Below are 14,675 nucleotides of genomic sequence, written 5' to 3'. Positions count from 1 at the left end.
CCCGAGGAGATGCCACCGTGGTCGCCGCACAGGAAACGAGCCTGCAGAAGATACTCGAAGGCACCTCGCAGTACCTCGTTCCGCTGTACCAGCGGCCGTACCAGTGGGGGCCGGACAACTTCAAGGAGCTGTGGCGCGACGTCACACAGCTGGCCGAGGACCGAGCCGAGGATGTCGAGACCACACACTTCATCGGTTCTGTGGTGCTGGCGCCGGTTCCGGGTAGCGTCGCAGGTTCGATCACGCGATATCTGGTCGTCGACGGGCAGCAGCGCCTCACCACCCTCACCCTGTTGCTGGCGGCGATCCGTGACCACCTTCGCGAACGCGACACTTCCACGCGCCGCGACACGGATCGCATTCACAATCAGCTGCTGACAAATCAGTACGAGGACGACCCGTACCGGCTGAAACTGCTACCCACGCAAGCGGACCAGGCTTCCTACACCGCAGTCATCGACGGGCTGCCGACTGCGGGTGGTGACGACAATATCGGGGCCGCGTACCGCTTTTTCCGGGCGCAATTGGCCGAGCCCATAGATCCCGATCTCGGCTACGACGTGGTGCAGATAGCTCATGCAGTGACATCTGGGCTGTCGGTGGTTTCGATCAGCACCCATCCGGGTGACAACGTCCACCGAATATTCCAGTCTCTGAACAACACCGGACTGAAGCTGACTCAGGGCGACCTACTGCGAAATTACCTCTTCATGCGGATGCCGACCCGCAGCGAGGAGGTTTACCGCACCCTGTGGCGTCCTCTCCAGGACGCGCTTGCTGACAATGAGCGCCTCGAAACACTGTTCTGGTTGGACCTTCTGCAGACCACGGCGAAGGTCAAGCAAACGCAGACATTTGCAGGGCAGCAGGCGAGGCTGGACCGGTTCGCCAACGAGGACGAGATAGTGGCCGAAGTCGAGAGGATCGCCGGCCTTGGTCGGCTCTATGGATTGATGCTCCATCCAACCGATGAGCCCGACCTGGCCGTCCGCCAGCGTCTGATGCGCCTCGCCGAATGGGATTCCACCGCTCCGGCACCGTTGGTACTACATCTGCTGGTCCTGCGTGACCGCGGTGATGCCACCTCGGATCAAGTTGCCCGCGCCCTGTTGTACATCGAGTCGCTACTGGTCCGCAGGTTCTTGGTGGGGCGGGTGACCCAGGGGCTAAATCGTTTGTTTCCCGCGGCGGTGCAGGAACTCGACGAATCCCTTCCTGTCGACGAGGCGCTGCATAGGTATCTGTCGGCCGGGCGCAAGCACTACGCCACCGACGAGAAGCTCACCGAGGCGATACTCACTTCACCGCTGTACACCACCGGACGTGCCGCGCAGCGCAAGACCATGCTGATCTGGATCGAGCAGCTGTTCAATTCCAAGGAGCAAGTCGAGCCGACATCGCTCACGGTCGAACATGTCATGCCACAGACTCTGTCAGCGCAGTGGCGCAAAGAGGTGGGTTCGACATACGGAATCGAGAACGTTGACGACCTGCACGACAGCCATGTCCACACGCTGGGCAACCTCACACTTACCGGATACAACGAGAACCTGGGCAACAACACCTTCGATCGAAAACGAGATGTCCTCCGGGCGAGCAGCATTCGCATGAATCAAGCGATCGCCACCTTTTCGGAATGGGGTCCTGAGCAGATCGAGCAGCGTGGCCGCGAGCTTGCCAAGCTGATCATCGGAGCGTGGCCCGGACCGCTCACCGATATCACGGCCAACGGCGACGACAACCCACTGTGGGAATCGATGAATCGGCTGCTCGCTCTACTGCCTGCCGGACACTGGACCACCTACGGCGATGTCGCCAGAGTCTTGGGAACGGCGGCCCAGCCGCTGGGAAACCGGCTGGCAACCGCACCCGCACCAAATGCTCACCGCGTTCTCACATCGCAGGGCGAGGTGTCCCCCTCATTTCGATGGGTAGAGCCTGGCCGAACCGATAATCCCAAAGAGATTCTCGAACAAGAAGGCCTCCGATTCGTAGCCGGAGTTCGGGCGGATACCTCGATGCGGCTATCGATCACGCAACTCGATGAGTTGCGGAGGGCGGTGGAGGACGGCTTCGACGCGGTCCAATGAGCTCGCACATGCTCGACGCGGAGCGTCCGACGAGCCTGCATCGGCACCGTTACAACCGGAGAGCCCACTGACGCAACGGGAGAACAATGCTCGGCTTCGCCATTGTCGACAGACAGCCGACCGCTGACACCACTGCGGTATGGCTTACCAGCCGCACCGACACCACCATCGTCCGCAACACCAACGCGGTGGTAATTCCGCACGACGATCCGGACCATGACTCGAAGGTCCAGTGGCTGGTCAAGGGGCGATCGGTGGTGCTGACCGAAGGCACCACACCATCACCGTGTTTCGAGAATGCTGTCGAGGTCGACCTTTTCGCGGATCTGATCAAACTGACCACCGCGTATCAGGAACGCATCTGCCAAGCCGTCGACGACTACTCCCGGCGCCAGCGGTCGAAGTTGGTCGTGCCGGTTTTCCAGCCGGTTCCACAGCTTGCGGCCGCAGCGCAGGACGAGCCCCGATTTCGCGCGTTGGCAGTCGCCAACTACGTCGGAAATGTCTGGACGGCTTGGCTATTCACCGAAGAGCAGCGGCTCCGCCGAACGGTCAACCCGAGAACCGGGGAGACACCGTGGATCATGCCGGAAGACCTGAACAATCCGGCGATCGCGATCTTCCCGGCAGAGTTCATTGACCGCGTCCGGCCGGTGGGTCGCGACGAGAGGAATCGTCGACCATGAGCCATGGCTTTGCCTCACAACCCGGCTGGTATCCAGACCCCTCACGTCATTCGCCGCTGCGTTGGTTCGATGGGTTCCGCTGGACCGACGCCGTTTCCAACGCCCCGGGCTGGTATCCCGACCCCTGGCAGCAGGTGCCCTATCGTTGGTTCGACGGGCAACGGTGGGCCGACGCACTACAACCGCCGGCACCTCACCACCCGCCGGCGCCCCTGGACACCGGAGCCAGTGCACCCACGAGCATCCGACCGGCGGCCGGCCTTGCGCCGCAGCTGGCTTCGCTTCTCGACACCGCCTCACGTTTCGCGGTGATGGATGTGGAGACGACCGGCCTCCGACACACGGACCGCGTCGTGGAGATCACCGTGCTCACCCTCGATCATTCAGGGACAGTCACGAACACCTTCGATACCGTCGTCAACCCGATGCGCGATGTCGGCCCCACGTGGATCCACGGTCTCACAGCGGCCGACGTCGCCGGCGCACCCACATTCGGGGAGATCGCGCACGCGGTGGCGGAACTCCTCGACGGCGCAATCGTCGTCGCCCACAACCGGCCCTTCGACACGCGAATGGTGGGTTTCGAAATGGAGCGGTCAGGCATCGACGTCCAGTGGGGCTCGGGTCTGGACACGTTGGCGGTGACCCGCTGCAAGCTGGCAGTCGCTTGTGTCGAACACGGTGTCCAGCACGAGAACCAGCACCGGGCGCTGGGGGACGCGCGCGCCACCGCGGGTCTGCTGCAGGCCATCGCAGGTCGTTTCCCGGAGCCGGGGACCCCCACCGCCGCCACCCGGTATCGAAAGGCACACAGTGCCAGGGTCTGTGCCCGTGACGGTGAATCGATCGCCCAGCCGCTCCCCTTCCTCGCCGACATCAGTCAGGGCCTGCACACCGCTGCGGACGTTGCACCCTACGAGATTCTGCTGGACCAAGCTCTAGCCGATCTGCAGCTCACCGCGGAGGAGCGGACAGAACTTCAACGCCTCGCGTCGGACCTGGGGCTCGACGACGCCGCGGTACACGCTGCGCACACCCACTTCCTCACCGCCGCAATAGAAGCGGCACTCGAAGACTCCGTCGTGACCGATGACGAAATCGACCGACTTCTGCGGGTCGCGGCGCTACTGGGCCTTCCCGCCGAGGTGGTCACCGCGCGAACGCGCCAGCACCGCGCAGAGTCCGTCGTCGTGGATCTGGGCGCGGGAACCGTTGTGTGCTTCACCGGCGATGACGGGCGTCCACGTGAGGAACTGGAGGAACTCGCGCGGGAATACGGTCTGACACCCGCGCCGTCCGTGACCAAGGCGGTCGACGTGCTGGTCGCCGCGGATCCGGCGACGATGTCCGGCAAAGCGAAGACGGCGCATAAGCACGGGAAGCCGATTGTCTCGGCAGAAGACTTCGTTGCCGCATTGCGCTCGGGCCGACAAGCGAACGGGACACGGTTGCGCATGGCGGGCCTCGCATGCGTCTGCGACAAGTGCGGGTCGACGTGGACCGCGAGCAGGCGGAGCAAACTCTGCCGCTCATGCCTCGGCACATCACGTGCGAGAAGCATGGCCAGGGACCTCGTGGGATGAATTGCGGCGTCCCGCTCACCGAAGTCCGGTTGCGGCGTTGCCGGAACCCGCACGTCCGAAACCTCGCACGGACGATCCGCCAAGCTCCGGTCTCCGTCGCGCCTCCGCCGGCGATGCGAGGTTGCCCCCACAAACTTCCGATGGACGGTCGGCAACGACGTCGTTTAGCATCCCCATGTGAGTGATAGTGGGGGAAACGTTCCAGCGCCTGGTCAGCCGTTTTCAGTAGTCCCGGAACAGGTCCGCGACGTCGGGATCTACATCCGCGGTCTAGCCGAAACTCTCTCCGGCGCTCTGGATTCCGCAGCCAAGGACGTCGCGGAGCTGCTCAATGGCAGCTGGACAGGCGACTACGCCGACGAGTTCTCAGAAGGTTGGACCGAGGTTCACGACGGTGGCCGCCAGATCTTCGCCGCCTTGGCAACACTGGCAGAGAAGCTGGGCGTTACTGCTGAGACGTTCCAGGCCGTGGATGCGGATAGCGCTGCGGCGCTAGGCATTCCGACATTGAACTGGTCATAGCCATGGCGTCACAATTCTCGGTCGACCTCGATCATCTCGACCAGATCGTCACCCGCCTGTCCGGACTTGCGGGCTTCATCGGCGACCACCTCACCGATATCGGACAGCGCGTTGCATCATTGCAAGGCACCGGCTGGGAAGGCGTCGCTGCCCGGGCCTACGATGACGCTCACAGCGAGTGGATCAGCGGCGCAGAAGAACTCGTAGACGGTGTTCGCGAGATGAGCGACGCAGCGAGGGAGGCGCACGCCGCCTACACCCGTGCCCTGGAGCTCAACCGCCGCATGTTGCAGAGCGGGCAGTAGATGAACGTCGACTGGCAGACCTACTACGACGCTGCCAAGAAATGCCGCCAACTCGCCGATGAACTGCGTAAAGCGGACAAGCCCGTTCACGACGCGATTCGCAATGACTGCATCGGCATGGCCGGCGATGCGACAGGCTGCAAGGAATGGGGCGCCTCCTACGACCAAGCCGTCCACCACACGCTGCAAACGTCCGCGAGCCTTGCCAACGCCCTGACCAACTACGGCGCCGTACTCTATGCCCACGGCTACAACTGGGGGATCGCCAACAAGTCCAACCCGCCCCCGCCGCAGCCCGATATCAGTCAAGTCGGTGAATACACCGTCTCCCTCCCCACCTCGGTCGCGAAAAATGGCGGACGCGGGTTCGAAGACCACGGCGGCATCAAAGAATTTTTCGACAAGCTGATACTCGAGGTCGCCAACAAGTTCGGGAAGCTCCCGAACGCCGACGCCGCCAAACTGAGTAAGGCACACACCGCCTGGAACACCTTCGCCAACCACCAGACCCTTACAGGTGCCTCGGCCAGTATCTCCTCCATTTCCGGTCTTTTCGACGGCATGGACGACGCCGCCAATCGGCAACTGATCCAAGATCACTTCGCCACCCTCAAAACCGGTGCCGACAACGTCATGACCGGCGCACAGAACATCGCGGCACCGGTCGGTCAATATCACGACGCCACAGTGGCTTTCGGCAATGACACTGCGAACAAGATCAACTGGCTCGAAGCAGGTGTCGCCGCTGCAGCCGTCGCGGGCATTGCTCTCGCCATCTTCACCGTCGGTATGTCCGTCGAAGCCGCCGGCGAAGGCATAGCAGCCGCCGTCACGGCGACTGTCGGAGCGATCCAGGAAGCCTTCGCCTCGAGCGCTCTGGCTGAAATCCTCGGCTTCACCGCGCTCGCCGTGACGGCTGTTGCCGCCGTGAAAGTCTTCCAAGCTGTCCCCGTCGCGGACCTCGAAAAAGACGCCGTCAAACTGGCTGCAATTGTCGCCATGAAGGTACTCATCGACAACTCGGAGGACGTCAACCCTGACAGTCCGACGAGCGCATTCACTACGGCTTCGATGACCACAAAGGTCAACAAAATCGCACAGCACTACGGCGTTCCACCACAAGCCGTGCGAGACGCAATTCATAAAATTAAAGCCCAGGGCGCGTGGCGAGGTAACGGCGCCAGCAGAAATCCTGACATCGTAGTTGATTTGGACGACGGCGAGGTCTACGTGAAGATGCCTGACGGCTCGCCATCGGAGGATAGTATCGGCAACATCCTGGACGAACTGGAGGATTGATGGGAGCCGATGAGGCACCTCGGGCCATCGTTGAGCACGAGGATCGCTGGCTGTTCAAGCCCTTGCGCGGGAGAACCGTTACCAGGATAGAGTGGAAATCGGACCACCTCGAACTCGTCCTGGACGACAACTACTTCCGCATTTTCGTCGGGTACGACGCCGAGCTGTCCGCCAGATCCCTCGCCAAGGACTCCCCCGACAGACATCGAATCGATAATTGGAACCGCGCTGAGGTTGAAGAATTCCTGGGTTCAAAGATTGTTTCGGCCGTATTCTTCAAGACCGGAGCGGTTCGACTGGGGTTCAAGAATGGGTGGATACTGTTTGTCGACGCCAACCCACAAGGCTTCTCTCCTGAGGTTCAGTTCGGAAATCGAGCCGTCTGGAATACCGCAGGGATCACCGACCATTCCATATTCGAAATCCACCCGCTGGATGCATGGACGGGACAACCTGTCACTTCGCCCAATTGGCCAGGACGGCCGGATCATCTGAAGGACAATCCCGGATCGGACGATATCAACGATTGACGGTCAACGCGCCCCGCTGGAGACCGCCAGCGCTCACATCGCTGGAATCCTTTGTATCGCAGCATAAACCGTCCACAGGACCCAGCTGTCACGCTATCGGATGGTTCTGGAACAGTTGCCACATGCGATTCCGCACATCGGCGCCGCGGTCGCCGCTCGGCCAATCATGGCTGCCGGCTTTGTATTTGCGCCAAACGACGTTGGCGCCCTGCTCGCAGGAGTATCGATACCCTTCCGCGACTTCGGGTCCGGTTTCGGTGGCGGCGTCGTTACTGCAGCCGATGGTGCCGCGCCACTGCAGGTGCGCCGCGTAGACCGGGGCCTGGGTGAAGTCGTTGTCGGCGGTGAAGAATCCGAAGGACAGTTTGCGGATCGGTACGCCATCTTCGCAACCTCCGTGCGAGCCGCCGGCGTACATCGCCACCGCTCCCAGCTGGGCTGATGCGGCGCAGGCCATTCGGGAGGTCATTTGGCCTCCGTTGGAGTGTCCGGTCATGTAGACCCGCTTGGTGTCTACACAGCGGTAGCCCTCGATATCGGCAATGACCTGCAGTAGGAAGTCCACGTCCGTTCGGTTGCCGTTTTCGAAGTACCAGCTGCGGTTGGGTGCGGGTACGTCTTTCTTGCCACCCAGCGGATAAGCGACGATGAACTTGTGCTGGGCGGCGAATGGTGTCCAGCCGGACTGGTTCTCATACGTAGTGGGATTGCTCCCGCCGCCGTGGAGAGCTATCAGTAGCGGTGCGGCACTGGTCAGGCCACTGGGTACGCGGAGGAGGTACGGCTGGTCGTTGATGGTGCGCGTCTCCGAGGTGGCGGCCAGCGAGCAGGCTGCCGGTGAAGCGTTCGGCTCCCCCGGAGCCGGCTCGGCTGCGGCACCCGCGCTCGGCATCGCCAGCGCGAAGATGGCAGACATGACTGTGACAGCCCGGCCTACTGGTCCGGACATGCGAATGCGATGCAACGAATCCTCCCGCCCCACAAGGACATTAAATTACTTCCATTCAAATCTATCGCCGCACAGGTTGGTTCGCTGAGGTTCGTAAGCATTTGTGACAACTCCCCAGCCTCGCCCTCGGAGGTGGGTCGGATCCGCGCGGATGTCCGGCGCGGTGAACATCCGGAGCGGCAAAGCCGGCGTGCCGATCCACTCCGAAACATGATCACTTCACACTATGCTGGCTCGAACACTGAAACCTGATGCAGTTTGTTCGGGAGGATCACCATGAAACGGCTTGCCGTCCTCGTAGTCGCAGTCGCCGCCTTCGGGATCGCCCCGGCCGGGATCGCCGGCGCTGAAAGCGGAATTCCCTTGGAGTACAACAACACCGAGGAGATCACTGCCAACGGGCCAGTCGTCCTGCAAACCGGCTCGACGGTGATCGATCTGCTCGCGTACATCGGCGCGGGATGCATAGGCAGCTGGAGCCCGGCTCCGCCCGCGCACTGCCTCTGACAATTCGACGCGGCTGCCATGGGAGCCCGTGCACGCAGACCATATCCGCGAACTCCGGTCGAAGCCGGTTCGACACCATCTCGCGCCCGCTAGCACCGACCTCGCTCCCACCCGCGACACTCTGAGACAATGGGGACGTGAGCACCACCATCAGCCACAAGCGTGGACATCGACTCGGCGACCCGACCGGCGCCGCGACCGGGACAGCGGCGCTCGTCGCCCGGTAATTCGATGTCTGACCACGAAGTACCGGAATCACGATCCGCGCCGAAGACAACAGGGGCGGGCGCGCCGAAAGTTGTCCAGCTGCCGCGGCGTCCCCGACGGGTGGCGGACGACGCCAAGCCTGCTCGTAAGACGTGGCGTTCAGAGGGCGCCCGGGTCAACGATCCGGCGCCGACCAGGCCCGTCATGCGGTCGGAATTGCAGCGAGAGACCGGGTCGTGGCCGGCGGATTCGAGTACCGCGTGGCATGGTCCCGCGGTGGCTGATACCGGCCCCGCAGTGGCCGATGAAGGTCCCGCATCGGTTCATGCGGGCCCGGCCGATCAGGACGCAAGCGTCGTCGACCTCGACGAATTGCGACGGAAGCGAGCCGGTGAACGCGCCCCCGCCGCCGGAATCCGTCGCATCGCCAAACCGCGCCGAATCGGCAAAGGTCCTGGTGATCGATCCGGTGCCGAAAGCGGCGACGGCAACCCGGACGAGGCTCATGATTCTCCGTCGACCGACGGATACACCGGTCGCCACCGCAAGTAGCCCCGGGTGGCGTGAGCTGAGATCGCCGCGCCACCAAATTTGTTCTATTTGCCCGTTTTTGGCGTTTTGACTACCCTCAGACCACCATCGAAGGTACGGGGGGACGGTCGTGGATCTACATCAACTTCGGTACGCGAATCCGGGCAGCTGGCAAGCCGCAGCCGACGATCTGCTGGCGGCGGCCAAGGATTGCGAGGAGGCCGTCGCCGAGATCCATGCCAACGGATCGCGGCGGCTCGAGGAATCCTGGACCGACTATCTGGGCGAGCTCGTGCGCGGGCGGATCTCCGATGTCACGGGGAAGCTGGAGGAGATCGGTGTCCTGTTGCGGGGCGCCGTCACCGCGCTGGACACGCTCGAGGATGCGGCACGGATCGCGCAGGCACAGGCCGGTTCGGCGATCACGGCGGGAACGGTCGCGGGCCTGGACCTCGAGGGCGATGTTCTCGTGGTCCCGGCCGGGCATCACGATCCGGAGACCGCGGCGGACGACTGCCGGCGATACAACGCGCTGATCAAGGATGCGATCGATGCGGCGGATCGCGCCGACCAGGAGGTCGCCGGCGCGCTGCGCAAACTGAACATCAACGTCGACACCAGCTCGCTCGATGACGCCCTGAAACAGCAGTCCGCGGCGGTGGCCGACGCGCTCGACGCCATTCGCGAGACCCTGCCGCAAGGTCAGCCCGCCGATGTGGTCAAGGCATGGTGGGACTCGCTGCCCGTCGATCGGCGCAAGCAACTCATGTTGGCGGTGCCGGTCGAACTTCACGATCTCAACGGGATCCCCGACAGCGTGAAGAAGGAACTCGAAGGTTCCAACGGCTACAACGCGGTCAAGGCGGTGCAGTTCGCTCGCGACCACGCGAACGATACGTCGATCGACAAGTTCCAGAACAATTGCGCGAACTTCGTCTCCACCACTCTCGCGTCGGCCGGTCTCGATTACAAAGGCACTCTGACCACCGATTCGGACGGCTGGAACCGCAGCCGGGCATCGGGAATCGACTTCGATCCGCCGGGGCCTGGCTCCCTGCAGGGACTGAGCCACAGCGACACCTGGTTCAATGCGGAGAAGCAGAAGAATTTCTTCCTGAACAACGGAGCGCAGGAGGTCGGGACGGCCGGGGCGAAACCAGGCGATCTCGTGTACTGGGAGCACACGCAGAACGTCGGCGACTACAAGCCGGGCGAAGCGCACCACACGGCGGTCGTGACCGCCGTACTTCCCAACGGTGACATTCTCTATTCCCAGCACACGACGAACGGGAAGGATTTCAGCCTGACCGACCGGATCGGATTCTCGAATCAGGACGGCGGCACACAGAACGTCCGGATCATTCGGCCGAAGGAGACCTGGTAGTTGAAACGCCCCACGATCGTGTCAGCCGCACTGTTCCTCGCCTGCTTCGCAGCTGCCGTTCTCCTCCTTGCGGTTGCCGATCACAAGCTGAATGAGCGGGCCGAAGCGCTTCTCGAATCGCATTGTGCGCGAAGCATTCCCGTTCCGGCGGCGGCCACCGCTTCGAGCTGGGCCGCGACAGTTCTGTTGATCTGCGCTGCCGCGGCAGCAGTGGTGTTCCTCGTGTCCGCCACGCGTTTCTCCTCGACGCCGGCGAAGGTCCTCGGGATCGTTGTCGCGGCCTCGGCGGTGATCATCAGCATCGGTTACGCGCTGGTCGTGGGATCCGCACTGCTGCAACCGAATACCGATGAACCGATCTCGCCTCGCTACCATCCGTGCGTAGCGTTCTTCTGACAGGACCTCACCATGACAGACGTCTGCATCGACCCCGCGACGGCGCAACAGGCCGGGGTGGACATCTCCACCAACAGCAACGAATCCCGAACCCGCGTCGAGCAACAATTCGACGAGATCGAACCGGCGCGGCAGGCGAACGAAGGCTGGCAGACCGGGCCCGCGCTCGTCGAATTCGCTTCGGCGCGAAAGCAGGACATCCTGTCGAGCCTGGCGGAACTCGAGAGCATCGGAAAGAAGATCGTCGAGATCGTCAGCGCGCGCACGAGTGTCGACGAACGCTATGCGACCAGTCTCGGTCGCATCGGCAAGGCCGTGGACTCCATGTCCGAATAACAGTGGGCCACTGTGCGAGTGTCACCCCGGCATGGCCGGCTTGTTGTTCAAATTCAGTGGCTCGGTGCGGGGGAAGGTCACCGGCAAGGCCGTCAATGCTCGGTGGAACGGGCCTGGGCGCCAGCTCGGGGCGTCGGTTGCGAGTTCGATTTCGGGCAGAGCGTCGAGGAGTTGGTCGATTGCTTCCTGGGCGATCAGGTACGCGATCGACTGGGCGGGGCACGCGTGGGGACCGATGCCCCAGGCCAGGTGGGATCGGTTGCCGGTCATATCGTCGCTGCGAATGACGGGATCGTTGTTGCAGGCCGACATACTGATCACGACCGGCTGATTGGCGGGTAGCCAGACGTCGTCGATCAGCATCGGCTGGCGGGGGTAGGTGATCAGCAGGTTCGCCAGCGGCGGGTCGTTGAACAACACCTCGTCCACCGCGTCGCGGGAGGAGAGATTTCCGCCGAGCACACTGCCGCCGAAACGGTCGTCGGTGAGTACCAGCAGCAGGGTGTTGGCGATCAGGTTCAGCTCGAATTCGATTCCGGTGCCGTAGATCTGCGACACATGATGCGAGACCTCGGTATCGTCGAGGGCGGCCGGATGTTGTTGCAGGACCGACGTGATGTCGTTGCTCGGGGTGGCTCGTTTGAGGCGCACCAGGCCCATCAGCGCCTCGCCGAGAATGCGGTTGCCTTGTTCGGCGTCGACACCTTCGAGCAGCTTGGCCGTTCCGGCCGCGACCTGCGCGCCGATCTCCGGCGGGCATCCGAGCATGACGTTCACGAGCTCGAATGCCAGTGGATAGATGTACTGGGTGATCAGTTCCGCCTGGCCGTCCTGGCAGAAGCTGTTGATCAGGGGAAGTGTGGCCTTCTCGACCGCCGCGCGCAGCGAGTGCAGATCGACCGCGTCGATACCGGCGGTGATGGCCTCACGGTACCGATGGAAATCGGAGCCGGAACTTCTGCTCGCCATCGGGCGCCATTCCAGCAGCGGGAGGATCGGGCAGTCCGAGGGCACCGTCTGCTGCCACACGCGCGGGTCGGCGGGAAAGTGTTCGGGATCGTTGAGAATGCGCACCGCGGTGCGGTAGCCGATCACCAGGGTCGCGGGCACGCCCGGCGCCAGTTCGACGGGTGCGAGTGAGCCGTATCTGCTGCGCATTTCGCGGTAGACCCGATGCGGGTCGTCGGAGAAATCGGGGGTGTACAACGGGACGCGCGGGCCGTCGGAACTCGTCGGCGAGCCGTGGGCAACGGGACACATCGTCGGGCGGGTCGGGAACTGCGACGTAGTCATCAACCACTCCAGTTGTCGTATCGCGCGCCGTATCGAACTGCTCGAGGGGATGTCGCGCGCGTCGAAGGCTGCGCTGGTCGCGCCCGGACGACCCTGGCCGGGACGACCATCGGCAGCACGATGATCATTCGTGGTACAGCGTTGGTGCGTCAGACGCCGAGGGCGCCCAGGGAATCGTTGTCGTCGATGGCGGTGGTGATGCGCCGCAACAGGGTCAGGCAGGTTTCGTTCGACTGCATCTTGGGCTGGTAGCTCGCGCGTCCGATGGTGAAAGCCCATGCGGCGTAAGCGAACATCGACTGCTGGCGGTAGAGCAACCAGGCGTCGTCGAAGGCCGGCGGCTTACCGCCCGCCGCCCCGAGTTCGTCCAGGTACACCGCGAGCAGGTCCCTGTCCCACACCCGGCGGTCTTCCGGCTCGCATCCGGAGTTGACGGTGTAGGCGAAATCGTGTGCCCATCCGCCTCGCATGACGACCTGCCAGTCCACGAAACCCATGCGGCCGGCGCTGGTGACGTAGGTCTGCCCGATGTGGGGATCGCCGTGCAGCAGCGTCGGCGGAACCTCCTCGGTCGCGATGGACACCGCCCGTTCGACACCGGCCCACAGCCGTTCGCTGCTGCCGTGCAGGGCCGGCGGAACGACCTCCTCCGCGCGGCGAAGGCCCACCTCGCACCGCTTCTTCATATCGATCGCGGAGAGGTACACGTCGAGCATGTACGCCGGGGTGTTGAGGGCGTCGATCGCCTCGGATTCCCAGAAGGTGCCGTGCAGCCGGGCGAGATTGCGGACCAGATCCTCGGCTTGTTCGCGAGTGATCGTGGCGGTGGGCTCGCTGAACACGGCGCCGCAGGTCGCGGCGATGTCCTCCATCAGCGCGATCGACCGCCAGGACGCCGGGTCGGACGCGCCCCAGTATCCGATCGGCGCCTCGATGTCGACGGCGGGCCGGAAGTCGCGGAAGAACCGGGTTTCCCCGTCGATCATCTTTCCGCCACCCAGCAGTATGCGCTGGCTGAAACTGGTGGTGGTCTTGGCGAACAACCGGGTCGGCAGCTGCGCCTGGCTTCCCGCCTCGTTGTATTCGACCCGGATCGCGACCCTCGTCGAGGTGCCGCTACTGCCGTTGGAGGTCTCGAAGCCCGTCACCTCGGCGCCGGGAACATCGCGGCACAGCACCGCGGTCAGCCACTCGGGGGTGACGTGGTCTCCGGAGATCGGCACGTCGTTCAGGGAGCGCGATCTCGGGCCGCGAATCTTCTCACCCAGCATCCGGGTACCAACGGTGGCAGAACGACCGAGCAACCAGAGCTTGTGATTCACGCACGTATCTCGATTCCACTGTAAGACAACGATTATCCGAGCGAACCGGCGCCCTCACCGATCCGGCGCCAGAAGCACAGTACCTTACAGCACTCGAAAGCATTGCAAGACAATAAAATACCGATTGCCTCAATTCTTCGACGCCACCCGCGGACAGGCGGATGGAGTTACCCGCCGGTATCCCGAGGGTAGCCGAGTCCGCTCTCACGCCATTCGAAACAGACTGCGCGGCAGGTATTCCCCAATCGCGGAAAACCGCCGGCGCTTGCGCGTCGGCTGAATCGGCGCAGCGGGTCACCATCGGTCGGCCCCGCCGGTTCATTCCGGCGCGGAGTCACGGCCGTCGGCCGCGATCAGCAGCGCGGCGAAGGCGAGCGGCGCTATCGTCTGATAACCGATCCAGAGCTCGCCGGCCGTCCGGTTGCCCTGCCATGCCAGCAGCAGCGCGACGACGGTCACGATCGACCAGCCGCTGTCGTAGCCGATCATGAGCCGCATATACGTGCTCACCGGGCGGTTGCGCAGGTAAGCGAGTTCACCGCCACCGGCGATGAGCAGAGTTGCGGCGCAGGCGATCAGCAGCCAGGTGGCGACGCCGAGTCGATGACTCAGCGATTCGGCACCGACGATATAGACGGCGGCGAGCAGTATTTTGACCGCGCCGTCGGCAAGAATGCCGACGGCTTGCCCGGTGATCGGCGTCAACGGAGTGCGAATCATCGTTCCCTCTCGATA

Annotated in this window: 16 protein-coding genes; 11 read left to right on the top strand and 5 right to left on the bottom strand. The window is 63.4% G+C overall.

Going from position 1 to position 14,675, the window contains the following annotated elements; translation table 11 throughout:
* The first annotated feature begins 17 nt into the window (after positions 1-17).
* The 7 genes from AC5592_RS19765 (at position 18) to AC5592_RS19735 (ending at position 7,015) form a co-directional block, all read left to right on the top strand.
* Entirely contained in the window at positions 18-2,090 is a 2,073-nt protein-coding gene (locus tag AC5592_RS19765; RefSeq protein WP_063065063.1) for a GmrSD restriction endonuclease domain-containing protein, read from the top strand.
* Between the two features lie 86 nt (positions 2,091-2,176).
* On the top strand, positions 2,177-2,776 hold the full coding sequence (locus AC5592_RS19760) for a hypothetical protein (RefSeq protein ID WP_063065062.1): 600 nt from the start codon (positions 2,177-2,179) through the stop codon (positions 2,774-2,776).
* A complete protein-coding gene (locus tag AC5592_RS19755) occupies positions 2,773-4,359 on the top strand; it encodes an exonuclease domain-containing protein (RefSeq protein ID WP_084506898.1) in 1,587 nt (528 codons plus the stop codon). Before AC5592_RS19760 ends, AC5592_RS19755 begins: the two co-directional genes overlap by 4 nt.
* A gap of 177 nt (positions 4,360-4,536) precedes the next feature.
* The gene (locus AC5592_RS19750; RefSeq protein ID WP_063065060.1) at positions 4,537-4,881 is read left to right on the top strand and encodes a WXG100 family type VII secretion target; all 345 of its coding nucleotides are present in this window, start codon (positions 4,537-4,539) and stop codon (positions 4,879-4,881) included.
* A gap of 2 nt (positions 4,882-4,883) precedes the next feature.
* The gene (locus AC5592_RS19745) at positions 4,884-5,186 is read left to right on the top strand and encodes a WXG100 family type VII secretion target (RefSeq protein WP_063065059.1); all 303 of its coding nucleotides are present in this window, start codon (positions 4,884-4,886) and stop codon (positions 5,184-5,186) included.
* Complete coding sequence (locus AC5592_RS19740; protein WP_232329450.1) at positions 5,187-6,485, top strand: hypothetical protein; 1,299 nt, start codon at positions 5,187-5,189, stop codon at positions 6,483-6,485.
* Complete coding sequence (locus AC5592_RS19735; RefSeq protein ID WP_063065058.1) at positions 6,485-7,015, top strand: DUF6188 family protein; 531 nt, start codon at positions 6,485-6,487, stop codon at positions 7,013-7,015. Before AC5592_RS19740 ends, AC5592_RS19735 begins: the two co-directional genes overlap by 1 nt.
* Before the next feature lie 88 nt (positions 7,016-7,103).
* Here the strand turns inward: AC5592_RS19735 and AC5592_RS19730 are convergent, their stop codons facing one another.
* Positions 7,104-7,931, bottom strand: coding sequence for a CE1 family esterase (locus tag AC5592_RS19730; protein WP_063065057.1), 828 nt, complete (start codon positions 7,929-7,931; stop codon positions 7,104-7,106).
* Positions 7,932-8,240: 309 nt separating this feature from the next.
* Between AC5592_RS19730 and AC5592_RS19725 the strand changes: the two genes are divergently transcribed.
* Entirely contained in the window at positions 8,241-8,471 is a 231-nt protein-coding gene (locus tag AC5592_RS19725) for a hypothetical protein (RefSeq protein ID WP_157122041.1), read from the top strand.
* A 366-nt stretch (positions 8,472-8,837) separates the two neighbouring features.
* Here AC5592_RS19725 and AC5592_RS19720 read toward each other — a convergent pair whose 3' ends face one another.
* Entirely contained in the window at positions 8,838-9,185 is a 348-nt protein-coding gene (locus AC5592_RS19720; protein ID WP_157122038.1) for a hypothetical protein, read from the bottom strand.
* A 154-nt stretch (positions 9,186-9,339) separates the two neighbouring features.
* On the opposite strand from AC5592_RS19720, the gene AC5592_RS19715 reads away from it, so the two are divergent.
* Genes AC5592_RS19715 through AC5592_RS19705 form a run of 3 tightly spaced genes read left to right on the top strand, consistent with a single transcriptional unit; the run spans position 9,340 to position 11,325 of the window.
* Positions 9,340-10,593, top strand: coding sequence for an amidase domain-containing protein (locus AC5592_RS19715; protein WP_063065055.1), 1,254 nt, complete (start codon positions 9,340-9,342; stop codon positions 10,591-10,593).
* The gene (locus AC5592_RS19710) at positions 10,594-10,989 is read left to right on the top strand and encodes a hypothetical protein (RefSeq protein ID WP_063065054.1); all 396 of its coding nucleotides are present in this window, start codon (positions 10,594-10,596) and stop codon (positions 10,987-10,989) included.
* A gap of 12 nt (positions 10,990-11,001) precedes the next feature.
* A complete protein-coding gene (locus tag AC5592_RS19705) occupies positions 11,002-11,325 on the top strand; it encodes a hypothetical protein (RefSeq protein ID WP_036509238.1) in 324 nt (107 codons plus the stop codon).
* 21 nt (positions 11,326-11,346) lie between these two features.
* Here AC5592_RS19705 and AC5592_RS19700 read toward each other — a convergent pair whose 3' ends face one another.
* The 3 genes from AC5592_RS19700 to AC5592_RS19690 all read right to left on the bottom strand — a co-directional run bounded on the left by AC5592_RS19700 (position 11,347) and on the right by AC5592_RS19690 (position 14,660).
* Positions 11,347-12,618 (bottom strand): cytochrome P450 family protein, encoded by a 1,272-nt coding sequence (locus AC5592_RS19700; RefSeq protein WP_063065052.1) that lies wholly within the window; start codon positions 12,616-12,618, stop codon positions 11,347-11,349.
* Between the two features lie 149 nt (positions 12,619-12,767).
* Positions 12,768-13,940: an aminoglycoside phosphotransferase family protein gene (locus AC5592_RS19695; protein WP_063065051.1), complete on the bottom strand. Its 1,173-nt coding sequence runs from the start codon at positions 13,938-13,940 to the stop codon at positions 12,768-12,770.
* A 318-nt stretch (positions 13,941-14,258) separates the two neighbouring features.
* Entirely contained in the window at positions 14,259-14,660 is a 402-nt protein-coding gene (locus AC5592_RS19690; RefSeq protein ID WP_051025458.1) for a hypothetical protein, read from the bottom strand.
* Between the last annotated feature and the right edge of the window lie 15 nt (positions 14,661-14,675).

Source organism: Nocardia violaceofusca NBRC 14427 (assembly GCF_963869435.1).
GTDB lineage: Bacteria > Actinomycetota > Actinomycetes > Mycobacteriales > Mycobacteriaceae > Nocardia > Nocardia aobensis.
Note: the sequence above shows the minus strand (reverse complement) of the source record. Positions and strands in the feature narration are given on the sequence as shown.